Origin of the sequence: Amycolatopsis benzoatilytica AK 16/65 (assembly GCF_000383915.1) — a bacterium.
GTDB lineage: Bacteria > Actinomycetota > Actinomycetes > Mycobacteriales > Pseudonocardiaceae > Amycolatopsis > Amycolatopsis benzoatilytica.
Genome location: NZ_KB912942.1, coordinates 2,017,411 through 2,043,801 on the forward strand (window position 1 = coordinate 2,017,411; position 26,391 = coordinate 2,043,801).

Annotated in this window: 25 protein-coding genes; 10 read left to right on the top strand and 15 right to left on the bottom strand. The window is 70.6% G+C overall.

Annotated elements, in window-relative coordinates; all coding sequences use genetic code 11:
* Nucleotides 1–55 precede the first annotated feature (55 nt).
* Nucleotides 56–1,006, top strand: coding sequence for an alpha/beta hydrolase (locus AMYBE_RS0109550; protein WP_020659144.1), 951 nt, complete (start codon nt 56–58; stop codon nt 1,004–1,006).
* Nucleotides 1,007–1,127: 121 nt separating this feature from the next.
* On the opposite strand, the gene AMYBE_RS0109555 is transcribed toward AMYBE_RS0109550, so the two are convergent.
* On the bottom strand, nt 1,128–1,727 hold the full coding sequence (locus AMYBE_RS0109555) for a TetR/AcrR family transcriptional regulator (protein WP_027927518.1): 600 nt from the start codon (nt 1,725–1,727) through the stop codon (nt 1,128–1,130).
* A gap of 94 nt (nt 1,728–1,821) precedes the next feature.
* On the opposite strand from AMYBE_RS0109555, the gene AMYBE_RS0109560 reads away from it, so the two are divergent.
* Entirely contained in the window at nt 1,822–2,988 is a 1,167-nt protein-coding gene (locus tag AMYBE_RS0109560) for an epoxide hydrolase family protein (protein ID WP_020659146.1), read from the top strand.
* Nucleotides 2,989–2,994: 6 nt separating this feature from the next.
* On the opposite strand, the gene AMYBE_RS0109565 is transcribed toward AMYBE_RS0109560, so the two are convergent.
* The 3 genes from AMYBE_RS0109565 to AMYBE_RS0109575 form a co-directional block, all read right to left on the bottom strand.
* The gene (locus tag AMYBE_RS0109565) at nt 2,995–3,396 is read right to left on the bottom strand and encodes an Hsp20/alpha crystallin family protein (protein WP_020659147.1); all 402 of its coding nucleotides are present in this window, start codon (nt 3,394–3,396) and stop codon (nt 2,995–2,997) included.
* Between the two features lie 82 nt (nt 3,397–3,478).
* Nucleotides 3,479–4,795 (bottom strand): acyltransferase family protein, encoded by a 1,317-nt coding sequence (locus AMYBE_RS0109570; RefSeq protein ID WP_020659148.1) that lies wholly within the window; start codon nt 4,793–4,795, stop codon nt 3,479–3,481.
* An 11-nt stretch (nt 4,796–4,806) separates the two neighbouring features.
* On the bottom strand, nt 4,807–5,748 hold the full coding sequence (locus tag AMYBE_RS0109575) for a ribose-phosphate diphosphokinase (protein ID WP_020659149.1): 942 nt from the start codon (nt 5,746–5,748) through the stop codon (nt 4,807–4,809).
* Nucleotides 5,749–6,038: 290 nt separating this feature from the next.
* On the opposite strand from AMYBE_RS0109575, the gene AMYBE_RS46625 reads away from it, so the two are divergent.
* The 6 genes from AMYBE_RS46625 (at nt 6,039) to AMYBE_RS0109610 (ending at nt 12,683) form a co-directional block, all read left to right on the top strand.
* Nucleotides 6,039–6,167 carry a hypothetical protein gene (locus AMYBE_RS46625; protein ID WP_020659150.1) on the top strand — a complete coding sequence of 43 codons (129 nt, stop codon included), beginning with the start codon at nt 6,039–6,041 and terminating at the stop codon, nt 6,165–6,167.
* Nucleotides 6,164–6,586, top strand: a complete 423-nt coding sequence (locus AMYBE_RS41320) for an archease (protein WP_020659151.1) — start codon at nt 6,164–6,166, stop codon at nt 6,584–6,586. The genes AMYBE_RS46625 and AMYBE_RS41320 overlap by 4 nt, the downstream gene beginning before the upstream one ends.
* Before the next feature lie 3 nt (nt 6,587–6,589).
* Nucleotides 6,590–8,026, top strand: a complete 1,437-nt coding sequence (locus tag AMYBE_RS0109590) for an RtcB family protein (RefSeq protein WP_020659152.1) — start codon at nt 6,590–6,592, stop codon at nt 8,024–8,026.
* Between the two features lie 415 nt (nt 8,027–8,441).
* On the top strand, nt 8,442–9,452 hold the full coding sequence (locus tag AMYBE_RS0109600; protein WP_425386942.1) for a glycosyltransferase family 4 protein: 1,011 nt from the start codon (nt 8,442–8,444) through the stop codon (nt 9,450–9,452).
* Nucleotides 9,449–11,566 carry an amylo-alpha-1,6-glucosidase gene (locus AMYBE_RS0109605; RefSeq protein ID WP_020659155.1) on the top strand — a complete coding sequence of 706 codons (2,118 nt, stop codon included), beginning with the start codon at nt 9,449–9,451 and terminating at the stop codon, nt 11,564–11,566. The genes AMYBE_RS0109600 and AMYBE_RS0109605 overlap by 4 nt, the downstream gene beginning before the upstream one ends.
* Nucleotides 11,567–11,570: 4 nt before the next feature.
* Nucleotides 11,571–12,683, top strand: a complete 1,113-nt coding sequence (locus AMYBE_RS0109610; RefSeq protein WP_020659156.1) for a CapA family protein — start codon at nt 11,571–11,573, stop codon at nt 12,681–12,683.
* Nucleotides 12,684–12,749: 66 nt separating this feature from the next.
* On the opposite strand, the gene AMYBE_RS0109615 is transcribed toward AMYBE_RS0109610, so the two are convergent.
* Complete coding sequence (locus AMYBE_RS0109615; protein ID WP_020659157.1) at nt 12,750–13,457, bottom strand: universal stress protein; 708 nt, start codon at nt 13,455–13,457, stop codon at nt 12,750–12,752.
* Nucleotides 13,458–13,482: 25 nt separating this feature from the next.
* Nucleotides 13,483–15,777, bottom strand: a complete 2,295-nt coding sequence (locus tag AMYBE_RS0109620; RefSeq protein WP_154676154.1) for a glycosyl hydrolase family 65 domain-containing protein — start codon at nt 15,775–15,777, stop codon at nt 13,483–13,485.
* Nucleotides 15,778–15,924: 147 nt separating this feature from the next.
* Between AMYBE_RS0109620 and AMYBE_RS0109625 the strand changes: the two genes are divergently transcribed.
* Entirely contained in the window at nt 15,925–17,253 is a 1,329-nt protein-coding gene (locus AMYBE_RS0109625; protein ID WP_020659159.1) for a phosphoribosyltransferase family protein, read from the top strand.
* 359 nt (nt 17,254–17,612) lie between these two features.
* Here the strand turns inward: AMYBE_RS0109625 and AMYBE_RS0109630 are convergent, their stop codons facing one another.
* From AMYBE_RS0109630 to AMYBE_RS0109650, 5 genes are read right to left on the bottom strand one after another with little or no spacing between them, the layout of a single operon-like run.
* Nucleotides 17,613–18,293: a fibronectin type III-like domain-contianing protein gene (locus tag AMYBE_RS0109630; protein ID WP_020659160.1), complete on the bottom strand. Its 681-nt coding sequence runs from the start codon at nt 18,291–18,293 to the stop codon at nt 17,613–17,615.
* 33 nt (nt 18,294–18,326) lie between these two features.
* Nucleotides 18,327–19,028 (bottom strand): N-acetylmannosamine-6-phosphate 2-epimerase, encoded by a 702-nt coding sequence (locus AMYBE_RS0109635; protein WP_020659161.1) that lies wholly within the window; start codon nt 19,026–19,028, stop codon nt 18,327–18,329.
* A complete protein-coding gene (locus AMYBE_RS0109640) occupies nt 19,019–19,924 on the bottom strand; it encodes an ROK family protein (RefSeq protein ID WP_020659162.1) in 906 nt (301 codons plus the stop codon). Before AMYBE_RS0109640 ends, AMYBE_RS0109635 begins: the two co-directional genes overlap by 10 nt.
* Complete coding sequence (locus AMYBE_RS0109645) at nt 19,921–20,847, bottom strand: dihydrodipicolinate synthase family protein (RefSeq protein WP_020659163.1); 927 nt, start codon at nt 20,845–20,847, stop codon at nt 19,921–19,923. The genes AMYBE_RS0109640 and AMYBE_RS0109645 overlap by 4 nt, the downstream gene beginning before the upstream one ends.
* A 31-nt stretch (nt 20,848–20,878) precedes the next feature.
* Complete coding sequence (locus tag AMYBE_RS0109650; protein ID WP_020659164.1) at nt 20,879–22,330, bottom strand: MFS transporter; 1,452 nt, start codon at nt 22,328–22,330, stop codon at nt 20,879–20,881.
* A 113-nt stretch (nt 22,331–22,443) separates the two neighbouring features.
* On the opposite strand from AMYBE_RS0109650, the gene AMYBE_RS0109655 reads away from it, so the two are divergent.
* A complete protein-coding gene (locus AMYBE_RS0109655) occupies nt 22,444–23,169 on the top strand; it encodes a FadR/GntR family transcriptional regulator (protein ID WP_020659165.1) in 726 nt (241 codons plus the stop codon).
* Nucleotides 23,170–23,317: 148 nt separating this feature from the next.
* On the opposite strand, the gene AMYBE_RS0109660 is transcribed toward AMYBE_RS0109655, so the two are convergent.
* The 4 genes from AMYBE_RS0109660 to AMYBE_RS46630 all read right to left on the bottom strand — a co-directional run bounded on the left by AMYBE_RS0109660 (nt 23,318) and on the right by AMYBE_RS46630 (nt 26,248).
* The gene (locus AMYBE_RS0109660; protein ID WP_034286891.1) at nt 23,318–23,893 is read right to left on the bottom strand and encodes a hypothetical protein; all 576 of its coding nucleotides are present in this window, start codon (nt 23,891–23,893) and stop codon (nt 23,318–23,320) included.
* Nucleotides 23,890–24,630, bottom strand: coding sequence for a hypothetical protein (locus tag AMYBE_RS0109665; protein WP_211226809.1), 741 nt, complete (start codon nt 24,628–24,630; stop codon nt 23,890–23,892). Before AMYBE_RS0109665 ends, AMYBE_RS0109660 begins: the two co-directional genes overlap by 4 nt.
* 233 nt (nt 24,631–24,863) lie before the next feature.
* Entirely contained in the window at nt 24,864–26,120 is a 1,257-nt protein-coding gene (locus AMYBE_RS0109670; RefSeq protein WP_020659168.1) for a glycoside hydrolase family 125 protein, read from the bottom strand.
* Nucleotides 26,117–26,248, bottom strand: a complete 132-nt coding sequence (locus AMYBE_RS46630) for a hypothetical protein (RefSeq protein WP_020659169.1) — start codon at nt 26,246–26,248, stop codon at nt 26,117–26,119. The genes AMYBE_RS0109670 and AMYBE_RS46630 overlap by 4 nt, the downstream gene beginning before the upstream one ends.
* Nucleotides 26,249–26,391 lie beyond the last annotated feature (143 nt).

Here is a 26,391-nt window from a genome sequence, read left to right on the forward strand (position 1 = left end):
GGGCGTCAGCCCGGCACGCGCCCCGCAGCTCACCTTGGCAGAGGAGACACCGCTCATGGGACGAATCGATCCGCAAATCGCTCAGCTTTACGCCGAATTGGCGGCTTCCGGCCGGGCAGCGCCGCCAGCTCCGCTGGAAAAGGGAAATGCTGCGCAACTGCGGCAATTGTGCGAGGCGGCAATGGCTTCGGCGGCACCGCCGCCGCCGAACGGGGTGTCGGCGCGGACCTGCGCGGTGCCGACCTCGGACGGTGCTTCGATCGAAGTTCGTTGGTACACCAGGGATTCCGGGTCGGCACCCGAGGGCGCGGCCGTGGTGTACTTCCACGGTGGCGGAATGATCGCGGGCAGGCTGGACGCGTTCGACGGCCTCGTCCGGCAGTACGTCGGCAAGACCGGGGTTCCGTTCGCGGTGCCGGATTACCGGCTGGCGCCGGAATCGAGCGGGACGCGGCTGGCCGAGGACGGCTTCGACACCGTGCGCTGGGTACGGGACCAGGCGGGCCGGTTCGGCATCGATCCGGCACGACTCGCCGTGATGGGGGACAGCGGGGGAGGGGGCGTGGCGGCCGGAACCGCGATTCTCGCCCGGGACCGTTCGGTGCCGCTGGCGCGGCAGCTGCTCGTGTACCCGATGCTCGACGATCGCAACACGGTCGCCGATCCGTTGCTCGCCCCGTACGCCACCTGGGATTGGGACCGGAACTGGACGTGCTGGCGGGCGGTGCTCGGCGACGACTTCGGAACCGACCGGGTTCCACCCGCCGCGGCTCCGGCCCGGCTGCGGGACTTCGCCGGCCTGGCTCCGGCATATGTCGAAGTCGGCGAGCTGGACATCTTTCGGGACGAAGCGATCGACTACGCACAACGACTGCTGCGCGCAGGCGTGCCGTGCGAGCTGCACGTGCTGGAAGGCGTCGTCCATGGGCACGACCTGCTCAGCCTCGACATCGACGTCAGCCGCCGCAGCATCGCCGACCGATGCCGAGTGATCGGCTCGCTCTGAGCAAGCGCCTTGCCCGGGAGTTCTGATCGAGCGCCGCGGGGCGCGAGTCTTTCCGTCGCCGTCAGGCGAGGTGGAAGCGTTGGGCCCACGACGATTCGCGGCGCTGCTCGAGTGCTGCGAGTCAGGGCTGGTCGCCCACGAGGGCGATTGCGCGCGTCTCGGGAACCCCCAGCATCAGCAGGCTGGTGATCGTCGCGGCACGGGCTCCCGGGGTCCCGCTCGGCAGGTCGCTGTCCGCGATCGCGAACACGGTGCCGTAGGCGACCTGGCTCAGAATGTCCGCCGGCAGGTGCGGTGCGAACACGTCGGCTTCCTGGCCCCGTTTCACGAGGTCGGCGAGAAGCTCGTCGACCGGACCGAGCAAGCCGTGGATCGCCTCGCCGTACTCGCCCCGGCGCAACGCCAGCAGCACCCGGTACCGGTGCGCCACCGGCCAGACGCGGGCGATGAATTTGACCCATGCCGCGTCCGCGTCCGCGCCGGAGGCGTTGACCTCGGCGAGCACTGCCGTCATCTCGGCGACGGCCCGTTCGGTGAGTGTCCGGATCAGGTCGAGGCGCGACGGGAAATGGCCGTAGACGGTGCGCCGGACGACGCCGGCGGCGGAGGCGATCTCGCCCATTCCGGCGTCGGGGTTCTCTCCCAGCACGTCGAGGGCTACGTCGAGGATGCGATCGCGCGTCTCGTTCATCGAGCGCACGCGGGAGGACTCGGTGGGCACGACACCAGTGTTGCACACCGCTGTGCAGTGACCTAGGCTGCACACAAGTGTGCAACGGCGAGCTGCGCCACGCATCGAAGTTCAGGAGAAGGCAATGACCGCACCAGCGCCGTCCTCGACCGCCGTCCGCCCCTTCACCGTCTCGATCCCGGATTCCGAGATCGACGACCTGCGGCAGCGACTGGCCAGAACTCGATGGCCGGATCCGGAAACGGTGGGCGACTGGTCGCAAGGGGTTCGCCTGGAGAACGCCAGATCACTGGTCGCCTACTGGGAACGCGGCTACGACTGGCGGCGCTTGGAGTCCCAGCTCAATCGCTTCCCCCAGTTCCTGACCGAGATCGATGGCCTGGACATTCACTTCCTCCACGTCCGGTCCAGGAACCCGCGGGCGATGCCGCTGCTGCTCACGCACGGATGGCCGGGCTCGATCGTCGAGTTCCTGAAGCTGATCGGCCCCCTGACCGACCCGGTTTCGTTCGGCGGGGACGCCGCCGATTCATTCGACGTCGTCGTGCCGTCACTGCCCGGGTTCGGGTTCTCCCAGAAGCCCGCGCAGACCGGGTGGACCGTTTCGCGCATCGCGAGCGCATGGGCGGAGCTGATGAAGCGTCTGGGCTACTCGAGATGGGCCGCGCAAGGCGGCGATTGGGGTGCGGTCGTCACCACCGCCCTCGGCGCCATGCGACCGGAGGGGCTCGCCGGAATTCACCTGAACACCCAGTACGCCTTTCCCGCGCAGATACCCGAAGCCTTGTCGCCCGAGCAGCGCCACGCGGTGGAGACCCTCGCTCTCTACACCGGCGAACTGGGCGGGTCGAACCACCTTCAGGGCACGAAGCCGGAGACAGTCGGATTCGCCCTGGCGGACTCTCCTGCCGGCCAGGCCGCCTGGATCTACGAGAAGTTCCAGTCCAAGACCGACAACCACGGGCTCGCCGAGGACGCGCTCAGCGTCGACGACATGCTCGACGCGATTTCCCTGTACTGGTTCACCAACAGCGCAGCATCGTCCGGCCGCATCTATTGGGAGAACAAATCGCTCACTTTCGCCGGCCCGAAGGTGAGGCTTCCGGTCGCGGTGACTGTCTTCCCGCGGGACATCCCACGCCTGCCGCGGAGCTGGATCGAAGACACCTACGCCGATCTGATCCACTACGGCGAGGCGGAGCACGGCGGGCACTTCGCGGCCTTGGAACAGCCAGAGATCCTGGTCAGTGAAATCCGTGCCGGTCTGCGCTCGCTTCGTTCCGCCGGCTGATCGGGCTCAGCTCTTGACGATCTCGATGTGCTTGGCGGGCTTGTTCTGCTGGAGAGGCACTGTCACTTCGAGAATCCCGTTGGCGTATTTCGCGGTGATCTTCGAGGTGTCGGCGCCTTCGGGCAGGGAGACGGTCCTGCGGAACGAGCCGTAGTGGAACTCGCTGTGGCCCTTTTCCTCGGTCCTGGCCTCGCGTTCGGCCGCGATGGTCAGGTGTCCGCCTTCGGCGGTGAGGTGGATGCCTTTGCCCGGGTCGAATCCGGGAAGCTCAGCGCGCACGGTGTACGAGCCGCCCTCGGCGGACTCTTCGATTCGGACCAGGTTGTGGTCGGCGAACGGCCAAGCGGTGTCGAACCAGTCGGCCAGTCCGGGCAACATGGTCCGGGTTCGCTGTAGCGCAGTGGACATCCGACGCTCCTCGTCGTTGTGGGGTGTGCCTGCCTCCTCAGGCAACCGCCGAGGGTCGGGGCCTGGATGCGGGCGTCCTTCCCTATTCTCGGTGACGAACGGCCCTTCTCGTTCGCTCGACCGGATCATTGCCGCCTGCGCGGGTGAAATGGACGAAGCCGGCGCCCGTCGCGTAGAGGAGTGTGCTGGTCAGCGGGAATCGCCCGGCGGGTGCGAATCCGGCCGTGGTGAAGCGGAAGAGCGCGTAGGCCGCCGTCGCGGTGCCGAGAAGGAGCGTCAGGCGGGCCAGCGTCGGCGGAACTCGGAACGACCGGGCAGGCCGCCGGTGCCGGGAACGGGTGTGTGCCAGGCCGAACAGCGTCAGACCGGCGACGGTGACGGCGGTCAGGAGCCCCACCCATGGGATGCGGACGAGCCACCAGCCGGCGGTGCCGAGTGCTGGCTGGGGCAGGAGCCTCGTCGGGTAGACGGCCGCCGCGACGAAGACGACGGGGATCATGTGCCACAGGTAAAGCGCCATCACGTTCCGGTTGGCGGTGGCCAGGAGCGGTCGCCCGCGTGAGGTGCGCAGTCTGCGGGCGAGCGCGGGCGCCAATGCGAGCAGCAGCCCGGCTTGTGCCGCGCTGAAGGCGAGCAGCGCGAGGGTGGGCGGCGAGGTGTTGCGTACTGGCGCGCCGGGCACGGCGACCATGCTGAGCGGGTAGAGCTCCAGCCGGACCAGAATGGTCAGCGCGACAAGCGCACCCGCGGTCAGCAACAGCGGTCGCGGGCCGGACAAGGTTCCGCTGAACCACGCCACCCCGAGTTGATAGACGGTCGCCCAGCCCAGCAGGTAGTTGGCCCAGCCGAGCACGGGCAGGTGGGCGCCGAGCGTGGCGGCGTCGACCGCGGCGACCGCGACGGTCAGCGCCGCCGGAGCCGCGAGTCCCCAGCGGCGCTGGGCCGCCAGCATCGCCGGAGTCAGCGATACGAGTACGAGGTAGACGGGCAGGAACCACAGGTGCAGCGCGACCGCCGACGCGCCGTAGGCCAGCTGCGACCGGTCTGCCCCGGACAGCTCGATTGCGGCGACCGCGGCGAGTACCGCGCTCACGTAGAGCGTGGTGGGTCCAAGGGTCGCCGTCACTCGGCGCCGGATCCAGTCCTCCCAGCGGTGAGCGTCGCCGTAGCGGCTCCAGGAGGCGGCGTTGCCGTAGCCGGCGACGAGGAAGAACACCGGAATGACCTGGAAGAGCAGGGTCAGCCACTGCGTCCAGGGCAGGCCGGCGAGCACATTCTGATCCCCGAACTGCCCGCCACGGTAGGTGAGCGACGCGGCGAGCCAATGACCGAGTACGACGACGATCACCGCCAGGACGCGGTAGAGGTCGACAGACAGGTCGCGACGCGGTTCCCGCACGGTGCGGCCGATCAGGTGCGGATGAGGAGGTCGTCGAGAGGTTTGTCCTCGTGCAGGCGGCGGATCGTGTCGGTGAGCAGCGGCGCGATGGTGTGCACCTCGGCGAAGGCGTCGTGCTGGGCCACGCTGTCGGTGACCAGTAATCGCCGGATGGGCAGCGCGTGCAGGCGGCGGATCGCCGAAGGCACCAGGGGGCCGTGCGTGGCGGCGACGTCGATCTCGGGAATCGCGCCGTGGTCGAGCAGGACGCCCGCGGCGGCCTCGATGGTGCCGCCGGTGCTGATCATGTCGTCGACGATGATCGGCCGGCGGTCGGCGACGTCGCCGATGAGTTCTTTGGCGTGCACGCTTGAGCCGCTTTCGCGGTGTTTGCGGACGATCGCGACAGGGGTGTCGAGCAGCGCGGCGTAGCGCTCGGCCAGTTTGACGGCGCCGAGGTCAGGCGCGACCACGACGAAGCCGTCGCCAGTGCCTGCCAGCCCGTGGGCGAGCACGGGGACGGCGGTCACCATCTCGACCGGGATCTCGCACAGAGCTTCCAGAGCCGGCGTGTGCGGGTCGACCACGACCAGCCGTTCGGCCCCCGCGGTGGCGAGCGCGTCGGCGATCACCCGAGCGCCGACGGCCTGCCCGCCATGCTGGCGGCGGTCCTGGCGCGCGTATCCGAAGTACGGGACGACCGCGGTAACGCGGGAGGCGCCGGCCCGGTGGCAGGCGTCGAGCAGCAGCAGGAGCGCGACAATCGAATCGCCTCCGCCCGGGCCGGTCGGCTGCACCACGTAGACGTCCGCGCCGTGCACGTCCCGCACCCAGGGGCGAAGCTCCCCGTCGGGGAACCGCTCGACGGCGGAGGGATCCGGTTCGCCGCCCAGCTCCCTGGCCACAGTGTCGGCCAGCACCCGGTTGGCGGGTCCCGCCACGATGCGCAGATCGTCTCGGCTCATCTCGCTCATGCCTCCCGTCGCGCGGTGCCAGGAACCGACCGCCGGCGGTGCCCGTCCTCGGCCCGAACCTCCGCGCGGCACCGGTTGAGCACTGGCCGTTCGAGCGCGACCAACCCTGCGGCGACGATCGTGGCCGCGAGCCTGGCCAGCACGCCCGCCCCGGCGCGATCGGCTGTCCGGGCGTCGCCAGCGTCGCGCGGTCCGCGCGCCGCCGGGCAGAGCCCAAGGTCCTCTCCTTGCCTCCCAACGGGTGCCCTTCGGCCCTGGCCACGGCGCGCGACCGGCCGTAGCACGGGCCCATGACTTCTTTCGCTCCGGCAGAAATCCGCATCGCGATCGAAGCGCACGCATTCCCGGGCATCGCCGACCACGGGGGCCGGGGCGCGGTGCTCTTCGGGCTCAGCACCCCCGCCGAGGAGAGACCGTGACTGGCTCTGGCGAGGGCCATCGCACAGTGGAGCACACCGCCGACCTGAGGATCGAGGCGTGGGCGCCGACGCGGGAGCAATGCATCGGCCACGCGGTAGCGGCGATGGTGGAAAGCCTGCTCGGCAGTCGGCTGCCGGCTGCCACGAGCGCCGTGGAGTGCGTTATCGCCCGCGACACCGACGCCGACCTGCTCGCGGGCGCGCTCGACGAGGTGATCTTCCTGCTGGACACCACGGGCCGCGTCCCGGTGGCGACCGAGGTCTGGGCGACAACCGCCGGTCTGCGGCTGCGGCTGCACACCGTCGACGTGAGCGGCCTGGTCGCAGTGGGCGCGGTGCCCAAGGCAGTGTCGCTGCACGAACTGCGGTGCGAGCGCCGCGGTGCCCAGTGGTGGTCCACGGCGACGATCGATGTGTGAGGGATGGCCATGCAGCAGGCGCTCGACATCGTCGAAGAATCGCCCTACCGGTTCCGGATCGAACGGACCGGCCCGATGCGCGTGCCAGGCATCGTGTTCGCCTCTCGGGTCCTGCTGCCCGATCCCGCGGCGGACAGGTCGTTGCTGCAGGTGGCGAATGTGGCGACGCTGCCCGGCATCGTGCGGGCGTCGCTGGCGATGCCGGATGTGCACTGGGGCTACGGATTCCCGATCGGCGGCGTTGCCGCCACCGACGTCGACGAGGGCGGGGTGGTCTCGCCGGGCGGGGTCGGATTCGACATTTCCTGCGGTGTCCGGCTGCTGGCGGCCGATCTCGACCGCGCCGCACTCGCGCCAGGCTTCGGCGCATTGATGGACACGCTGGGGCACCGGATTCCGCGCGGGATGCACCGCGGTGCCGTGTGGCCGTTGGCGTCGCCGCGTCAGCTGCGCGAGATCCTGACCGGTGGCGCGTCCTACGCGGTCGCGGCCGGACACGGGGTGCCTCGGGATCTGTCGCGGTGCGAGGACGGCGGTGTCGTTCCCGGCGCGGACCCCGGCCAGGTGAGCGAGCGGGCGGTCGAGCGCGGGCTCGCGCAGGTCGGCAGCCTCGGTTCGGGAAACCACTTCCTCGAAGTCCAAGCCGTCGCGGAAGTGTTCGACGAACCGGCCGCGCGCGCGTTCGGGCTGCGCGCCGACCAGGTATGCGTGATGATCCATTGCGGTTCGCGGGGGCTGGGGCACCAGATCTGCACCGATCACCTTCGCGTGATGGAACAAGCCATGCCCCGCTACCGAATCCAAGTGCCGGACCGGCAACTCGCCTGCGTTCCGTTCGACTCGCCGGAAGGCCGGGCCTATGCCGCGGCGATGGCGGCTGCCACGAACTACGCCCGCGCCAACCGGCAACTGCTCACTGAAGCCACCCGCGCCGCCTTCGACGCGCACGCCGGCGCGGCACTCGACCTCGTCTGCGATGTGTCGCACAACCTCGCCACCCTCGAGTCCCACCACGTCGAGGGGCGCCCGCGGCGACTTTGCGTGCACCGCAAGGGCGCCACCAAGGCGTTGCCGCCCGGCCACCCCGACCTGCCCGCCGATCTCGCCCCGGTCGGCGCGCCGGTGCTGATCCCGGGCACGATGGGCACCGCCTCGTACGTGCTCGCCGGCGTGGCGGGCAACCCGGCGTTCGAGTCTTGCTGTCACGGCGCCGGGCGCGTCCAGAGCCGGCACGCCGCTGCCCGCGCCGTCCGCGGACCTGAGCTGCGCGACGAACTCGAGCGCCGCGGCATCGCCGTACGCGGCAGCTCCTGGCCGGGGCTTGCCGAGGAAGCACCCGCCGCCTACAAGGACATCACCGCCGTCGTCGACGCCGCCGTAGGCGCTGGACTGTGCCGCAAGGTCGCCCGCCTCGTGCCGCTGGGCGTGGTCAAGGGCTGAACATCTTTCTGGGTAAGCACTTTTCTGACTGAATGGCTTGTCTTGAATTTCGTCGCCGGCAATGGGTCCGGTGACCACGCGGGTGGTGCGGGAGGACCCGTCGAGGGCCGAATGTCGCGGGCCGAGGACGTTCGTCTCTTTCCCTGCCCGGGTCCGGGTGTTTTGCTGCCCGGATGACGGCGAACTTTACGACGAACCTGAATTTCGGCGCCGCGTTCGAAGTTCTGGAGCGCTGTCCCGACTGCGGCTCGACCCGGCTGGCGGCCATCGCGTCGGACGGCGGAGCGAACTTCCGTTGTGCGCGATGCGGGGTGTGCTGGCATCTGGAACTCGGCCGCGTCCGGCGTGTCGACGAGGTGACCAGATCGGGTGTCCGGCCGTGCGCATCGGACTGATCGCACCGCCGTGGTTGCCGGTGCCCCCGCCGGCTTACGGGGGCACCGAATCCGTGCTCGACGATCTGGCCCGGGGTTTGGCGGATCGCGGCCACGACGTGCACCTGTTCACGCTGGCCGAATCCACCTGCCCAGTGGCCAGCACGGCGTTCTTCGCTCGCGCGGCGGAGCCCGTGGACAGCAGCGCCGCCGAGGCCGCGCATGTGCTCGCCGCCTACGAGGAACTGTCCGATATGGACATCATTCATGATCACACGTTGCTGGGACCGTTGATCGGCCCTCGTCTCCGGCGCGAGACGCCGCCGGTGGTGGCCACCAACCACAACCTGTTCAGCGAGGTGACCCGCCCGGTCTTCGCGCGGATCGCCCGGCGTGCCGCGGTGGTGTCGATCTCGCACGCCCAGGCTCGCACGGCCGGTGACGTGCCCATCACGGCGGTGATCCACCACGGCATCGACCTCGATGCGTATCAGTCTGGACCGGGTGGCGGCGACTACGTGCTGTTCGTGGGCAGGATGTGCCGGGACAAGGGCGTTCATGACGCCGTAGAGATCGCCCGCCGGGCGGGCCGCAGGCTGATCATCGCCACGAAAATGCGCAGCATGGACGAGAAGGCCTATTTCGATCAGCAGGTGCGTCCCTTGCTGGGCCCCGACGACGAGCTTCCCCTGGAGCGGCCGGTGAGCCAGGTCATCGAGTTGATGCGGCACGCCGAAGCGCTGATCAACCCGATCCGCTGGCCCGAACCGTTCGGTCTGGTCATGGCCGAAGCGCTCGCCTGCGCCACTCCGGTGCTGTCGTTTTCCCGCGGGGCGGCACCGGAGATCGTCGAGCACGGCAGGACCGGATTCCTCTGTGCCGATGCGGAGGACATGGTCATCGCGTTGGACAAGATCGCGGATCTGGACCGCGACCAGTGCCGCAGCGCGGCCGTGCGCCGGTTTTCGCGCGAGCGGATGGCCGCCGATCATGAACGGCTCTACGGCGCCGTCGTGACCAAGCACTCCGGCTGTGCGGAGTTCACGCGGTGACTTCGCCGTGGGCGTCGACGGGCGGACCGGTCGACCGGGGCCAACCGGACAGGGCGGTCACGGTGATCGAGGGATCGACCTTCGCCATCACCGACCACGCCGGCCGGATATCGCCGGGTTACGCGCACGGGGTGTTCGTGCGCGATACCCGGGTCCTGTCCCGCTGGGAGCTGCGCATCGACGGGGCGATGCCCGAGCCGCTGACTACGCAGTCCAGCGAGCCGTACGGCGCGACCTTTCTCAGCCGGGTGGCGCCCGCGCCGGGGCAGGCCGACAGCACGCTGCTGGTGTCGCAGAGCCTCTACGTCGGTGACGGAATGCGCGCCGATATCGCGGTGCGCAACTACGGTCGCTCCACCGCCGCGTGCACGATCAGCGTCGTCGCCGCCGCCGATTTCGCGGACCTGTTCGAGGTCAAGGAAGGCCGGGCGAACCCTGCCGGCGACGTGGTGACCAGCACCGATCGCAGCACGCTCACGTTCGCCCGCCAGCGTTCCAGCCGGGCGCAAGCCGTGCGGATCGTGCCCCAGCGCGGCGCCGCCGTCAACGGGTCCACGATCACGTGGCGAGTGTCGGTGCCACCGCGCGGCCGATGGCAGACCTGCCTGGAGGTCCATGTCGTCGACGGCGAGAGCACGCTGCGGCTGCGCCACCCCTGCGGGGTGCCGCTCGAACACACCCTGCCGGCCAGGAGCTTGCGGGAATGGCGGGATCGCGGTCCCGAGCTCACCACCGCGGACGCCGACCTGGCCGAGGTCCTGCGGCGCAGCGTGGAAGACCTCGGCTCGCTGCGCATCGTCGATCCCGAGCATCCAGACCGTGCGGTCGTCGCCGCCGGCGCACCCTGGTTCATGGCCCTGTTCGGACGCGACTCGCTGCTGACGTCCTGGATGCTGCTCCCGCTGGATCACCGCCTCGCACTGGGCACCCTGCAAACCCTGGCCGCCCACCAGGGCACTGCCGTCAACCCGGCCACCGAGGAACAACCCGGGCGGATCCTGCACGAAATGCGGTTCGGCCCGACCGCGGCACTCGCCCTCGGCGGCGGCAACGCCTACTACGGCACAGCCGATGCGACCCCTTTGTTCGTCATGCTGCTGGCCGAACTGCACCGGTGGGGCGTGGACCGGGCGGAGATCGAGTCGTTGCTGCCGCACGCCGACCGGGCGCTGGACTGGATCGAGCGCTACGGGGACGCCGACGGCGACGGGTTCGTCGAATACCAGCGCGCCAGCGATCAGGGCTTGGTCAACCAGGGATGGAAGGACTCCTGGGACGGCATCACCTACGCCGACGGACGGCTCGCGCAACCTCCGATCGCGCTCGCCGAGGTGCAGGGCTACGTCTACGCCGCCTACCTCGCCCGCGCCCACCTCGCCGGCGACACCGCCGTCGCCCGGCACTGGCGGGGCAAGGCCGACGCGCTCAAACGTGCCTTCAACGACCAGTTCTGGCTTCCCGACCGCGGCTGGTTCGCCCTCGGGCTCGACGCCGCCAAACACCCGGTCGACTCGCTCACCTCCAACATCGGGCACTGCCTGTGGACCGGGATCATCGACGAGGACAAAGCGCCCGCCGTGGCCGAGCACCTGCTCTCGCCGCAGATGTTCAGCGGCTGGGGCATTCGCACGCTGGCGACCTCGATGGGCGCCTACAATCCGCTCAGCTACCACAACGGATCCGTGTGGCCGCACGACAATGCCCTGTGCGCCGCCGGGCTGATGCGCTACGGGTTCGTCGAGCACGCCCAGCGGGTCGTCACGGCCATCGTGGACGCGGCCGCGCATTTCGACCACCGGTTGCCCGAGCTGTTCTGCGGTTTCGCGCGTGCGGAGTTTCCCGCGCCGATCCCGTTTCCCACCTCGTGCTCGCCGCAGGCATGGGCCGCCGCGGCCCCGCTGTCCCTGCTGCGCACCGTATTGCGGTTCGAACCGCACCTTCCCGGCCACTGCCTGGGGTTCGCGCCCGCGCTGCCGGAGCGCTATCTGCCGCTGCGCATCAGCGGTCTCGCCATGGGCGAGCGCCTGATCACCATCGACGTCACGGCCGACGAGGCACGCATCGACGGCCTCGACGATTTCGACCTGCCTCATCCGCCGCATCGAGAGGCGTGATCCAGTGAGCGCGCACCATCCGACCATTTTTCTCGGCGGCGACGTGATGACCGGCCGCGGCATCGACCAGATCCTGCCGCATCGAGGCGATCCGGCACTGCGCGAACGGGCGGTGACCGACGCCCGCACCTATGTGACTCTCGCCGAGCGGGCCAGCGGCCCGATCGCGCGACCCGTCGAGTTTGCCTGGCCGTGGGGGGACGCGCTGGCGGTGCTCGACGAGTACGCGCCTGACGTGCGGTTGATCAATCTCGAGACTTCGATCACCGGCGACGGCCAGTTCGCGCCCGGCAAAGCCGTGCACTACCGCATGCACCCGGACAACCTCGCCTGCCTGGCCGTGGCCAGACCGGATGTGTGCGTGCTGGCCAACAACCACGTCCTGGACTTCGGCGCCCGGGGACTCGCCGACACTCTGGACACGCTGGCGAAGGCCCGGATCTCCGCGGTGGGTGCGGGTCCGGACGCCCGCCGGGCGCACTGTCCGGTGTCGGTGGGCGCGCCGGGCGAGCGCCGGGTGGTGATCGCCGCGGGCGGGATGGAGTCGAGCGGAATACCGCGAGACTGGGCCGCAACGGAGCAGCGTCCAGGCGTGGCCTTCGTTCCCGATCTGTCGGATCGCAGCGCCGAGGCGCTGGCGGAGCGGGCCGTCGCGCTGAAACGACCGGGCGATCTGGCAATCGTGTCCCTGCATTGGGGCTCCAACTGGGGCTACTCCATCGCGTCGGCAGAGGTCCGGTTCGCGCACCGGCTGATCGACGCCGGCGCCGATCTCGTGTACGGGCACTCCTCACACCATCCACGGCCGATCGAGGTGTATCGCGGGAAACTGATCCTCTACGGCTGCGGGGACCTGATCAACGACTATGAAGGCATCACCGGCTTCGAGGCATACCGGGACGAGTTGCGGTTGCTGTACTTCGCCACGCTCGATCCCGGCAGCGGCACACTCGTCTCCTTGCGCCTCGTGCCCTTGGCAGCGAAGCAAATGCGGCTTCGCTACGCGTCGTCCAGCGACGTGGACTGGCTGCGCTCGACGCTCGAACGCGTCAGTGTGCGGTTCGGGACCACAGTTCAGCGAGATGCTGGCGGCGCGCTCACCGTGTCTGCGGCTTGACTCCTGGCAGGTGGCGGACCGCGGCGGCCGGAACAGGACGCCGTCGGCCTGGCCGGGCCGGCTTGCTCAGGATCTTCCCGGTTCGCACCGGCTCTCGCGTTCGCTGGCCAGCGGGACCAGCATGACGGGAACTGTCGATTCCCGCACCGTGCTGCGCACGGTGCGGGCCCGGCCCTCGTCCAGACGCTGTGACCAGCCGAGTGCGATGAGGTCGACCTGCTCGTCGGCGGCCACCCGCGCCACGTGTTCGCCGGGAGTGCCGTTCCGGAGTTCGATACGTGCGTCGACGGGTGCGCAGAATCTGGCGCGAAATTCGGTTTCCCAGCTGCGGCGCGCGTGCGCGGCCTGGTCCCAGAACGCGGGCACCGTAGTTTTGTCGAACACGTGGAGCACGATGACTTCGAGTCCGGCGCCGGCGAACAAGCGCATGGTGTCCGCGACGGCCGCCGCGGATTCCTCGGTGCCGTCGAGGGGAACAAGCACTCGCGACAGCGGCGCGGCAGGGCCGGGGGAGAACGCCGGCGGTACGACGACGACCGGTTTGGCCGCACCCGCGGCGACGCGCCAGGCCTGGCTCCCGGCACTCGCGTCGCGGCCGACGACACCGAGCACGATGTCCGGGCGGGCCAGCTCGGCAAGCACCGCCACCACCGGCTCCGCTCCGAAATAGTCTATTGTGGACACTGAGCTGTGCAGGAGGTCAGCGATGGCTCCGGCGACTTCGGCCACCGGTACCGCTGGTTCCTGGTGCTGCACCGCCAGCACGGTCCGCATGCTCGGTTCTCCTTCCGGTGCTCGCTCAGGGCCGGGCCAGCCGCGTGTGCCCGGCCGGCAGGAGGTGTTCCCGCCCGTTCAGGCTCACTCGCAGCAGGCCGTCGGTGTGGATCCGGACGTCGTCCGGTGTGATGTCGAGCCGGATGTGCCTTCCGAGGCAGCGGAACCGCACCCCGAGCCGAGGCCACGAGCTTGGCAGGTTCGGGGCGAGGCGCAGCGTCGCGCCGCGGACCTGCACGCCCGCGATTCCGGACAGCAGGGCCTGCCAGGCCCCGCCCATGGTGGCCAGATGCAAGCCTGCGGAGGTAGTTCCGGTCAGGTCGTCGAGGTCGAGGCGCAGTGCGGTGCGCAGCAGCGGCAGGGCCTCGTCCGGCTGGCCCGCTCTGGCCAGCAAGCCGGCCATGATCGCGGGGGACAGTGAGGAACCGTGTGCGGTGCGCGGGCCGTAGAAAGCCAGGTTGGGCCGCAGCGAGCCGGGTGCGACCTGCTCGGGCACCATGTGGTGGAGCATCAGCACGTCCGGTTGCTTGATGATCTGCGAGGCGGCGACGTACTGCTGGCCGAACAGCACGTCGGCGGCCACCGGCGGGCTCGCCACGTCGGCGATGAGGGTCGGCTTCAGCGCGAAGTACCCGGCGAACTGTTCGTATACGCCGGTCTCGGCCTGGTACCCGTCCACGAGTGCGTCCGCGAGGGCGAACCAGCCTGGCGCCTCCCGGCCGGCTCCGGCGTCCAGGCCGGGCACCAGGCGGGCCGCGGCGTGCAGGTTCCACCGGGCAAGCACGTTGGTGAACGCGTTGTCGGACACCGATTCGTGGTACTCGTCGGGCCCGGTGACGGTGTCGATGTGTGCCGTCCCGGCGGTGTCGACGCGGCATCGCGAGGCCCAGTAGCGGGCGGATTCGGCCAGCAGCGGCAGCAACCGGGCGCGAGCGAACCGGCGATCGCCGGTCCATTCCGCGCAATGCCATGCCGCCCACGCGACGTCGGCGGTGATGTGTTCTTCCAGCCGCCCGGTGGTGATCTCCACGGGTCTGCCGCCGAGGTGACCGGAGCGCGGCGTGACGTCGGTGCCGTCGGCGGCCGATTCCCACGGGAAGCGGGCGCCGCGCCTGCCAGCCGCGCGTGCCGCGAGGCGTGCGGCAGGCAGGCGGTGCGCGCGGTAGGCCACCATCGCCTTGGCCAGTCGCGGATCCATGCTCGCCACCGCCGGCAGCACGAACACGTCGGCGTCCCAGAACACGTGCCCGGCATAGCCCGCGCCGGACACGCCGCGCGCACCCACCGCGGCCTCGCGGCGGCCTCCGACGTTGCACCACAGCTGAAACAGCGCGAACCGGGCCGCCAGCTCCAGTTCCGGATCGCCGGGGATCTCGACGTTCACGCTCGCCCATCGGTGCGCCCACGCGGCCCGATGCTCAGCGAGCAGCCGGTCGAAGCCGAGGTCCTCGACGGCGGCGAGCGTCCCTGCCGCCTTCCCCGGTGGCGGGGCGTGCTTTCCGGAGACGATGGCGACCAGCCGTTCCACGGTGCGCACGTCCCCGTCGCGGCGCTGCCGCTGGGCCGCGACCGCGGTGACGCCGGACTCGCCGGACACCTGTACCCACCGGTAGCGCCCCTGCTCGCCCTCGGCCGTCCGCGCGCCGGGAGGCGGTCGCAAGGGTGTTCCCGCCCGCACCCGCCCAATGCCCCCTTCGGCCCGCAGGGCGACCACTCCCGAACGCGTGACACTGGCGAACCGCAGGGTCCGCACCGGATGGTCCGCATCGGACTCTTCACGCACCAGTACACCCGCGTGAAGGTCGAGCACGTGGCGGTCGGCCGTGACGGACGGCGTGATCTGCAAACCCGTCCAGTCCGGTGCCGGCAGCAGGTGCTCGTCCGCGGCACCGCGGACGTACACGCCGGAGACCAGTGTCAAGGGCACTGAGCCCGCCGTTGGCTCTTCCACCGCGCCACGGGTCGCGCATCGACCTGAGCCCACCGTGAACAACGCCTCGACCACCCGATGGCGCAGGGGATCCAGGCCGGTCTCGACCAGCGTCCACGCCGGATCGTCGTACCGCACGGGGACCCGGCCGCGCCGGCGGCGGCGCAGCTCCTCGTCCAGGACACGGCACAGCTCAGCCCCGTCGTCGCGGACCCCGTCGAGCGTCAGCGCCTGCCCGGCGCCGATGCCGTGCGCTGCCAGCTGCGGCTGCGTTGCCACGACAGCGACTCCCAGCCTGCGCAGCGCGGCGATCCGCCGCCGTACTGGTGCCGGGCAGTGCCTGTCCGGTCCCAGCACGACGGCGTCGAACACCCGCCCTCGGCCGTTCACCAGGCCACTCTCGACGCCTCCATGGCCCGCGAGCTAGCGACCAAAGTCCTCGAAACAGCGACGGTCGCCTCTGCGAACGCGGGTGATCCCATCGCAGGCTCGGCAGGTATTCGTCGGGTGGAGCGAGGCCGGGACGGGAGGTTGGCGATGCCCTTCACTGATCGCACCGAAGCGGGCCGGCGGCTGGGGGAGCGTCTCGACGGCTTCCGCGGCGAGGACGTCGTGGTACTGGGGCTGCCCCGGGGCGGGGTGCCGGTGGCGTTCGAGGTCGCGCGGGCACTCGACGCCCCGCTCGACGTGATCGTCGTGCGCAAGCTCGGCGTGCCTTATCAGCCCGAGCTGGCGCTGGGAGCCATCGGCGAAGGCGACGTCCGCGTCGTCAACGACGAGGTCATGCACCGGACCCAGGTGAGCGCCGAGGAACTGGCCGCCGTCGAACGGGCCGAGCGCGGCGAGTTGCGCCGGCGGGTGGAGAAATTCCGGGCCGGGCGAGACCGGGTATCCCTGACCGGCCGGACGGCGCTCATCGTCGACGACGGGGTGGCGACCGGATCCACTGCCCGCGCCGCCTGCCAGGTCGCGCGAGCGCAGGGCGCGGCCCGCGTGATCCTGGCCGTGCCGGTGGGCGCCGCCGACGCGATCCAATCGCTGCGCGCTGACGCGGACAGCGTGATCTGCCTGGAAACGCCGGTCTGGTTCCTGGCTGTCGGTCAGTGGTACCGGGACTTCCGGCAGACCTCCGACGATGACGTCGCCGCCCTGCTGCGCGCGGCGGAGCGTTTTCCGCAACCAGCAGTCGCGGCAGCCGACGATCCGCCGATCCGCGACGACGAGATCGAAGTGCAGGCCGGCCAGGTGCGGCTGGCCGGGCATCTGACCATTCCGGAGAACCCGGTCGGCTTGGTCGTCTTCGCCCATGGCAGCGGCAGCAGCCGCCACAGCCCCCGCAACCGGCATGTCGCCGCGATCCTCAACCGCGCCGGGCTCGGCACGTTGCTGTTCGACCTGCTCACCGACAGCGAAGAACTCCACCGTGCCCGCGTCTTCGACATCGAGTTGCTCGCGCACCGGCTGGTCGAGGTCACCCGCTGGCTGGCGACTCAGCCGGACGCCATGTCCCTCCCGATCGGGTATTTCGGGGCCAGCACCGGTGCCGGGGCGGCGCTGTGGGCCGCCGCCGACCCGCAGGTCGACGTGCACGCCGTCGTGTCCCGGGGCGGCAGGCCCGATCTGGCTGCCCGCCGCCTCGCCGCCGTCACCACTCCCACTCTGCTGATCGTCGGCGGGCACGACGACCTCGTGCTGGATCTCAACCAGCGCGCCAAGGCTGCTCTGCACTGCGAGTGCCAGCTCGCCGTCGTGCCCGGCGCGACCCACCTGTTCGAGGAACCCGGCGCGCTCGACGCGGTCGCCGCGCTCGCCCGTGACTGGTTCGTCCGGCATCTCGCACCGGCGACATCCGAGCCGAAGGCCTGAAGCCCACCTGGCGTCGTTCACCCCCTTGTCGCTTCCAGACGATGTCTGAGACTCGCCGGGCCGGGCTTCGGCTCGGCTGTCCGCCATGCTGGACCCGAGCACGATATTCCGTTGCGTCGCAGTGGTTTTGGACGTCCCGGTAAACTCAGGTGCCCGGCTCGCGCGCTTCCAGTACCAGCGTCTTCCTTTCGCGTTCTCGTCGACGAATTTCTTGAGTTGGTCTGGTCGAGGCGGACCTGGACGCCGGGCGCGGGACCCGGGTCCGTGAAGGGCCCCTTGAGGGAATCTGAGTCCGGCAAGGGGTCCTTCACGGCAGTTCCGCCGTAAAGCGGACTGCCGGGCGGGCGCCCGCACTCGGTTCACCGCGCGAGCGGAGCGACCGATGCCGGGGTGACGAGGACCCGGTCGGAGCCGGCTTCGCGGACCGGGCCGACCAGGTCGAACGACGCGGAACAAGGCAGGTCGCCGGAGGACGGGCCGACCAGAACGTCGATCGTGCCGGGCTCGACGATCCTGCGGAGGTCGAGGCCGGTGAAGGCGGTGCGGTCGGCGTGCAGGGCGAAGGTGACCCGGGCACTTCGGCCGGCCGCCAGCGATACCCGGGTGAAGCCCGCCAGCTCCAGCACCGGGCGGGTGACCTGGGCCTGCACGTCGCTGAGGTACAGCTGCACGGTCTCGTCCGCGGCGCGTCCGCCCGTATTGCGCACGGTGACCGAAATGGACAGCTCGCCGTCGGTCGGTATCTCCGGTGCACTCAACTCGAGGTCCGAGTAGGCGAACGTGGTGTAGGACAAGCCGTGCCCGAAGGGGAACAGCGGCGTCGGGTCGAGGTTGCTGATGCCTTCGCTGTTGCGGCCGAGGGGCGGGTTCAGGTAGGTACTCGGCGATCCGCCGGGCAGCCGCGGAAGCCGGCCGCGATGCCGCGCCGCCAACCGGGATGAGGCAGCCGGCCGGGCGGAAACGTCGCTGTGCCGGGCCTGGCTGGTGGCCCGTTCCGGCCCGGCATCGCGATGGGGCGCCGGATCGTCCGGGCCGGTCAATTCCGCCGGGATTCGCAGTCCCCGTGCGGATGGCTACTGTCTAGCGGTCGTTGCCGCGGCGAAGCGGGCGGTCAGCCACGCCGGGTCGGTGATCGCAGTGCCGACGACTACCGCGGTGGCTCCGTCGGCCAGCGCGGCTGCTGCCGCCTCCGGGGCGTGGTAGCGGCCTTCGGCGATGATCGGCTTGTCCGGCAATGCCTTTCGCAACGCCGCGACCAGTGCCAGATCAGGTCCGTTCTGCTGCGGGGAGTCGGCGGTGTACCCGGAAAGCGTCGTCGCGATCAAGTCCGCCCCGGCGGCGGCTGCCGCTATGCCTTCTTCGGCGGTGGACACGTCGGCGAGCACGAGCCTGCCTCGCTCGTGCGCCGCGGTGACGATGTCGGCGAAGTCCGATCCGTCCGGGCGAGGTCGCCGGGTGCCATCGCTGGCTACGACCGCCGCACCCGCATCGATCACGGCGCGCGCGGCGGCCACCGTCGGCGTGATGTAGACGCCTTCCGTGCCGTCCTTGGTGAGCCCGAGCACCGGGACGTCGACTGCTTCGCACACGGCGGCCACATCCGGCACGCCGCCTACGCCTCCGCATCGGATCGCCACGGCACCGCCGCGGGCAGCGGCCTGTGCCATCCGGACGATCGTCGGGGTGTCCCGCAACGGATGCCCGGTCGGCGCCTGGCACGAAACGATCAACCGGCCGTCGATCGTGCCGACGAATTCTTCCAGCGTCAATCGCATCGCACTGTTCCTTCCTGCAGCGCCAGCAAGGCGGCGCCGATGACCGGGGCTTCCGGGCCGAGAAGTGCGGATCGCACCGGCAGCGGCCGGCCCTGCGGACGCACTTCCGCGTGCAGGGCCTCGGCGACCGCGTGGACTAACGGCCCGCCGAGACCGAGGGCAGCGCCTCCGCCGAGGACCACCGCGTCGATGTCGGCGGCCGTCACGAACCCGCCCAGCACCCGGCCCATCGTGTGGCCCGCCTCCGTCACGACCGAGCCGGCGAGCGGGTCGCCGGCCCGCATCCGCGTCGCCACCTCTGGGAGAGACACGGGTTCTCCGGCGGCCCGGGCTGCGTACGCGGCGGCGATGGCGGGCCCGGCGGAGACTGCCTCGAGGTGGTCGAGGCGGCCGCAGCCGCATGGCTTCGCCCCGCGCGTCGGGGTGAGCAAATGCGCTACCTCCCCGGCGCTCCCGTGCTGACCGTGGACCAGGGCGCCGTCACGGGTCAGGGCACCGCCGAGTCCGGTGCCGACCGCCACGTACAACACGAGCCCGTCTCCGCGCCCGGTGCTCTGGCGGGATTCGCCGTACGCCATCGCGCGTACGTCGTTGTCGACTACCACCGGCACACCGAACTGCTCGGACAGCCGATCGCGGACAGGCGCCCCCGCCCAGCCGGGCACGACCTCCGTTGCCGACACGACCGTTCCGTCGCGGACGATGCCGGGCGAGCCGACGCCGATCGCCGAGAACGGCTCGGCCAGCTCGCACAGCATCGCCGCCACTGTGTCGAGCACTGCGGCGGCCCCTTCGGCAGGCGTGGGCCGCCGCAGGATCCGCACGACGGCACCCGCGTCGACGAGTCCGGCGGCGATCTTCGTGCCGCCGATGTCGACGCCGACGGTCCGCGTCACAGCAGGCCGCTCTCGGCGAGACAGGTCCGGACGTACTCGATTTCGCTGGCGTCCAACGGAATCTGCGGGGGAGCGGTCACCGCGTCGCCGATGACGCCGAGCAGATGCAACGCCGCCTTGAAAGCGCCGAGCGCGGACGAACCGCGGCCCATCCGGTCGGTTGACCCGGCGTTGACGAGGTCGAACAGCCGGATCAGCCGTTCCTGTTCCTTGGCCGCCGCGTCCCATTCGCCGGCCGCGCACTGCCGGTAGAGGCGCACGTAGCCGTGCGGGTCGACGTTGCCCAGGCCCGGCACCACTCCGTGCGCGCCCATCCGCAGTGCGGTGTCCACTGTGGTCTCCGAACCGGTGAGGATGCTGAACGCCGGTGCGGTGTCCCGGGTCGCGAGGGCCGCCATGCGCATGGCGGACTCGTCGCCGCTGGAATCCTTGAGCCCGGCCAGGACGCCGTCGGCGGCCCAGGCGGGCAGGAGGTCGGCGGGCAGCTTCGTGTGCACTGAAACCGGGAGGTCGTAAGCGAAAACCGGAACTGGGCTGTGCTGGGCGACCAGCCGGAAGTGGCGGTCGATCTCGGCCGGATGGGTGCGGGTGTAGAAGGGTGCGGTGACGACGACGCCGTCGCAGCCCGCAGCTGCCGCCGTCTGCACCTGGCCGAGCACGCGCAGCGTCGTCATGTCGATGGCGCCGGCCAGCACTGGCACCTGCCCGGCGACGTGGGCCACGGCGGTTTCCAGCACGGTGCGCCGGTGTGCGTCGGGCAGGAACGCGACTTCGCTGGTGGAGCCGAGCACGAAGACTCCGTCGACTTCGGCGTCGAGCAGGTGGTCGAGAAGCCGTTCCAGCGACGGCACGTCGACCTCGAAGTCGGCGGTGAGCGGGGTGCAGACCGGCGGCACGACGCCGCGCAGCGGTGCGGTGATCACAGAGTTTCCTCGCGGTTCGAGAGCGGGCGGTTCAGTGGGCGGCCGCGGCGGCGGAACGGGTCCGGCCGTCGACGGCGTCGGTGGTCCAGGCCGCGTCCGGGCGCAGCAGCCGCTGCATCCGGGTCGGGGCGTCGATCGCGATGAGGATCAGCACGACGAAGGTGAGCGAGAACGACAGCACGGCCAGCGCGGTCCCCAGCGGCATGCGGGTGGCCAGGCTCGCGCCGAGCACCGGGGCGACGGCCCCGCCGAGCGCGCCGACGTTGTAGGTGAAGCCGAGACCCGCCGCGCGGTGGCGGACATCGAAGTACCCGGCGATCCACTTCGGAAGCAGCCCGGAGATTCCCTGGCCGAACACCTGCTGCAGGAACAGCAGCACTCCGAGCAGGACGAGCTGCCGTCCGCCGAGCGCGAACACCGGGAAGATCAGCACCTGGGAGATCAGCAGGCTGACCCAGTACGCCCGGGCGGTGCCGAAGCGGTCGCCGGTGAAGCCGGCCACCCAGCATCCGACGGCCGCGCCGAAGCCGGCGAAGAACAGGACCGTGCTGGTGTGCGCGGGGCTGTAGCCGAGGCTGGTCTTGAGGTAGGTGGGCAGCAGCGACTGGATCGGCCACGAGTAGAGGAACGCGCAGAACACGATGACCATCACGGTGATTCCGGTCGGCCAGCGCCTGCCGGAGAACTGCACGATGTAGGCGACGAACACCGCGGCGGTCACCGCCGCGAGCGGAATCACCAGGGCGGCCGAATCCGCGATATGCGTGAAAATCAGCACCAGCGAGGTCAGCGCGACGGCGGCGAGCGCCAGATTCACGGGTGCGCGGCGGCCGCGGAAGAGGAGGTCGAGCACGGTCGGCTCGCCGGTTTTCTCCGCCTCGGCCCAGTCTCGGGCTTCGGGCAGGCTTCGGCGCAACCACACCGCCACCGCGATCGGGGCCAGGCCGATCCAGAACAGGGCGCGCCAGCCCCAGGCGGGTACCACCAGCGCGTAGGCGCCTGCGGCTACGACCGTGCCGATCGAGTAGCCGGAGATGAGGAACCCGCTGGCTTTGTTGCGCAGGTGCTGCGGCCAGGATTCGATCACGTAGGTGGAGCTGGCGCCATACTCGCCGGCCATGCCGAGGCCGATGACCAGCCGGGCCGCGAACAGCACGCCGTAGGACGGCGCGAGGCCGCAGACGAGGGTGCCGGCGGAGAAGAGCACGATCGAAGTGATCATCGCGCTCCGCCTGCCGTAGCGGTCGCCGAGCGCGCCGATCACCAGGCCGCCGACCCAGCGCGAGACGAAAGCGGCCGAGATCAGCGCGGCGCCTTCCGCGGTGCTCAGCTGGAAGGTGTCCTTGACCTCGGTCAGCACCAGCGTGATGAGCACGAAGTCGAATCCGTCGAGCAGGTAGCCGAGCCACGCGGCGGCGAACGCCTTCCACTGGCTGCGGTCGATCTGGCGGTACCACCGCGCGGGTACCTCGGTGTGCGTCATTGCTCCTCCAGGACCGGCCACTCAAGGTTGGACGTTGGACGTCCAATGTTGTGGGGTAGGGTAGGCACACGCCCAGCCCGAAGTAAAGGGCTTCTTCCGGAAGAGAGGTTGCGATGACCCGAGTCACGGCCGGCAAGCCGCGTCCGGCCAGCGGCGATCCGCTCGCCGCCGAGATCCTGCGGCTGATCCGGGAGCAGGGCTTGCGCCCCGGCGACCCGATGCCCACCGAACTGGAGCTCATCGACCGTCTCGAGGTTTCGCGCAACACCGTCCGGGAAGCGATTCGCGGCCTGCGCGCGCTGGGCATCGTCGAAATCCGGCACGGGCACGGCACCTTCGTCGGGGAAGGTTCGCTGGCAGTGCTCGCGCCGTCGCTCGTGTTCCGGACCCTGGCCGACGGGGGAGCCGGAGGACTGCTCAACCTGGTCGACATCCGCGAACTGGTCGAGGTCGGCACGATGGACGTGCTGGCGGGCGCGCTGAGCGCGGAGACCCTCGCGCGGCTGGACGAGCTGTGCGACGAAATGGTCCGGACAGCGCTCGACCCGGAGGTGGACCGCGAGTTCCACCGCACCTTGTACGGCGGCCTGGCCAATCCGCTGGTGGGTCAGCTGGTGGACCTGTTCTGGGACTCCTACCACGCTGCCGAGTCCGCACTCACGCTGCCGACGGACGCGCAGAACGTCGCACACACCGCCGAACAGCACCGCGCGATCGTCGCGGCGCTGCGCGCGGCGGACCCGCGGCACGCCCGGACCGCGATGACTGAGCACTTCGCGGACATTCGGGCCCGGCTGACACGGATCGACGACGCGGTCGCCGAAAGCGCAGACCGCTAGCCGCCGGAGCCCGGCTCACCGCGGCAGAGATCTTGTTCGCGGCGGTGTGGCACAACGCCCTGGCACGTCGAAGGCTGTGGCGTGGCAGAGAAGGCATGGCTGGAATAGTTCCTGCGTCCGGACCCCCGGCGTGGCTCGGGCCAGCGGGCTACCGTGCGGGCGGATCCACTTGGGTCGGCAGCCACCACCCGGACTGGTGCTCGGCGCGGTCCTCGCGGCGGCATCCGTCGAACAGGGCGAGCCGGTCGAGCCCTGGCACGAGGTGGTAGCCGATCGAGTCCGGCCGGCTGACCAGGGCGAGCACCCGCCAGAGCGCACGTGCGTACGCTTCCGCGGAGGCGGCGCCATCCCATTCGTACAGGCCGCGGTACCGTCCCTGCTCGTCGTCGGCGAGCCACAGTTTCGAGACCAGCCCGGGAAATCCCGCGAACAGCACGGTGTTGAGCAGGCTTTCCCGGCGGAACAGCGCATGTCCTCGGCCGCGAACCACGCGCAGCTCGAATGCGACCACGAGGATGCAGGGTTCGGGCGGAGGCGGACGGGTGATGACGGTTTCCCGGAACACCGGCGCTTCGGTGCCGTCGGCGAAACGTATTCGCAGCCCGACGTTGTCACGTGGCAGGCGAATCCGGCGGCGCGCCATGAGTCCGATGGTCACCGGCAGGGAGCGCAGGACAGCGCCGGCCGCTTGCCCCGCCGGCATGAGGGTAGGGGGCGTGGTCATCCGCGCACCGAAGGTGACGTTCCGTCCGGTCCGGCGGGGGTGCGCCCGGCTGGGCCGGCCGTGACGAACGGATCGTCGCGGCCTTGTTCGACGGTGCGCCGAAGTACTGCCAGCATGCGCGCCTGCATGATCCAGACGACGGCCGGAGAGAGCCACGAGGCAGCGGCTGCGAGCCACCGTGGGCGGAATGCTTCGTACCCGCCGATGACGAGCCGGGTCGCCCCGTCAGGCAGCGCGTTGAGCTGGAACCCCCACAGTCCTTCGGTGTAGGCGGCGGGGCGTGGCTGCTGCGGATCGAGGCGTCGCCCGCGAAGATCGCTCAAGCCGTGCAGCCCGAGGAACCGGCCTGGTTCCAGCATGGCGACCCGCCAGGCGTCGACCAGACCGTGGCGGCGGGTCCGGTACTTCACGTAGTCGCCGACGCGCAGCTCCTGCCACTCCGGGTGGATCTCGCGGGCGCTGGGACGAGACGCGTTGTCCAGCCGATCCCAGGAGTACCAGCCGCCGCGATCGCCGCCCAGCTGGACGAGCCATGGCCAGACCTGCGCGGGCGGCGCGTCGATGGTGGTCGCCATCGTCGCGCCGCGCTTGCCGTCGGGGATCAGCCCGGCACCGGGGTACGGTCGCGTGACCTCCGCGTCGGTGGCGCCCCAGCGCAACAGCCTCGGGCGGACCACGGCCGAGTAGGCCACGACGGCGATCCCGGCCACGCCTGCGATCCCGCGTCCGATTGTCATGCCTCCGACCGTGCGCGACCGCCGGCGCGGTCACAAGGGGCCAATGTCACGTCCACGGCGGCCGGTGTTCCCTCCGCTGCTTCAAAGCGGGGACACGGGCGGCTCAACCCTCAGTGGCCCGGCTTGGTCACCGGAATCGCCTGCGCGGCGCTGAAGCAAACTGTCCGATGCCGCCGGGAAGGTGCCGACCGAAAGCATTGAACCGGCGAAGAGACGTCCCCGAACCACGATGGCTACGCCGGGAATCCGTTCTCCTCATCGTCGGCGACGGCGAGCGCCAGCTCGCAGAACATCGAGTCCGCCCACGAAAACCACGGTCTCGAGAACGACGTCGGGTCCGAGGCGTCGAAGCTTTCGTGCACCCGGCCGGTACCCGCGTCGGTGTCGGCGATGAGCTGCAGCAACCGCCGCCGGTCCGCCGGGGTTCCAGTCAGGCCTTCGACGGCGAGGGCGATCGGCCACACACGGCCGGGTTTGGTGTGCGGGCTGCCGATTCCGCTCGCCGCACTGCCGCGGAAGTAGTACGGGTTGCCGTCGCCGAGGACGAATGCGCGCGTCGCCCGCCACACCTCGGCGTCGACGACGTCTGGCGCGACGAGCGGCAGCGAGAGCAGGGACGGCGTGTTCGCGTCGTCCATGCGGAGCACCCCGCCGAGGCCGTCGACTTCGTAGGCGTAAACGCCATCGACAATGCCGTGCTCCTCGACGCCGTCGACGAGTTCTCCGGACAGCGTGCGGGCGTCCGCGGCGAGGGCGGGATCGGCGTAGACGTTGTCGGCGATTTCGGTGATCGCCCGTAACGCCTGCGCGGCGAACAGGTTCGCGGGGATGTTGTAGCCGTAGGTGCAGGCGTCGTCGGAGGGCCGGAATCCGCTCCACGTCATGCCAGTGAAGGCGACCGGTGTGCCGCGGCCTTCGCGCGCGAGTGTCTCGGTCGGGATCGCGCCCGGCCGCTCGAAGCGGTACGGCGAGTCGTCGTGCCGTTGCTCCAAGCGCAGTTGCGCGACGATCGTCGCCAGCACGCGGTGGACACGAGCGTCGAACACGTCGGCCGAGCCGGTCTTCCGCCACAGCGCATGGGCTAGGGCGACCGGGTAGGCGAGGCTGTCGACCTCGTACTTCTGCTCCCAGACGTACGGGTCGTCGCATACGTCTCCGGGCTCGTAGCGGGCACCGGTCGGCCCGTCGTTGAACGCGTTGGCGTAGGAGTCGTGGTCGAGGCACGCGAACTGCCGGCGCACGACGGCGGCGACAAGCTCGGCCAGCGGCGGGCACTCGGCGAGGAACCGCAGGTAGGGCGTCAGCTGCGTGGTCGAGTCGCGCAGCCACATGGCCGGGATGTCGCCGGTGATGACGAACGCGCTGCCGTCGTCGCCGATCGTGATGGTGTCGCGGAGGGTGCGCAGCAACGCGGCTTCGACGAGGTCGCCGATCCGGTCGCCGGCCGCGGCGCGCACGCGGGCCGCGGCGAACCCGATCGTCTCGCTCACCGTTGCCACGGCGTCGTTCCGTCCTGGTCGGTGACGCGCACTCGCAGGGCGTGGCCGGTCTCGCCGGTGCTCCAGACGTCGACCTCCGCCGGGACGGCGACCGGTCGCCCGGTCGCCCGGTCGCCCACGAACCGAGCTCGTCGAGGCCCAGTTCGAATTCGATCGTCGTCTCGCCCGGCGGGCACAGCACTCGCTTTACGGTCAGGAGGCTGCGGCGGCGTGGCCGCAGGCCGAGTTCGTGCCGACGGCCGTAGAGCGGCACGGCGACGGA

What these genes read in the sequence shown, in the direction of transcription:
- AMYBE_RS0109650 (WP_020659164.1), bottom strand. Translation starts at nt 22,330, where the DNA reads ATGACGCACACCGAGGTACCCGCGCGGTGGTACCGCCAGATCGACCGC.
- AMYBE_RS0109660 (WP_034286891.1), bottom strand. Translation starts at nt 23,893, where the DNA reads ATGACCACGCCCCCTACCCTCATGCCGGCGGGGCAAGCGGCCGGCGCT.
- AMYBE_RS0109565 (WP_020659147.1), bottom strand. Translation starts at nt 3,396, where the DNA reads ATGTCCACTGCGCTACAGCGAACCCGGACCATGTTGCCCGGACTGGCC.
- AMYBE_RS0109550 (WP_020659144.1), top strand. Translation starts at nt 56, where the DNA reads ATGGGACGAATCGATCCGCAAATCGCTCAGCTTTACGCCGAATTGGCG.
- AMYBE_RS0109665 (WP_211226809.1), bottom strand. Translation starts at nt 24,630, where the DNA reads ATGACAATCGGACGCGGGATCGCAGGCGTGGCCGGGATCGCCGTCGTG.
- AMYBE_RS46625 (WP_020659150.1), top strand. Translation starts at nt 6,039, where the DNA reads ATGACTTCTTTCGCTCCGGCAGAAATCCGCATCGCGATCGAAGCGCAC.
- AMYBE_RS0109635 (WP_020659161.1), bottom strand. Translation starts at nt 19,028, where the DNA reads ATGCGATTGACGCTGGAAGAATTCGTCGGCACGATCGACGGCCGGTTG.
- AMYBE_RS0109655 (WP_020659165.1), top strand. Translation starts at nt 22,444, where the DNA reads ATGACCCGAGTCACGGCCGGCAAGCCGCGTCCGGCCAGCGGCGATCCG.
- AMYBE_RS0109590 (WP_020659152.1), top strand. Translation starts at nt 6,590, where the DNA reads ATGGCCATGCAGCAGGCGCTCGACATCGTCGAAGAATCGCCCTACCGG.
- AMYBE_RS0109625 (WP_020659159.1), top strand. Translation starts at nt 15,925, where the DNA reads ATGCCCTTCACTGATCGCACCGAAGCGGGCCGGCGGCTGGGGGAGCGT.
- AMYBE_RS0109575 (WP_020659149.1), bottom strand. Translation starts at nt 5,748, where the DNA reads ATGAGCGAGATGAGCCGAGACGATCTGCGCATCGTGGCGGGACCCGCC.
- AMYBE_RS0109560 (WP_020659146.1), top strand. Translation starts at nt 1,822, where the DNA reads ATGACCGCACCAGCGCCGTCCTCGACCGCCGTCCGCCCCTTCACCGTC.
- AMYBE_RS0109615 (WP_020659157.1), bottom strand. Translation starts at nt 13,457, where the DNA reads ATGCGGACCGTGCTGGCGGTGCAGCACCAGGAACCAGCGGTACCGGTG.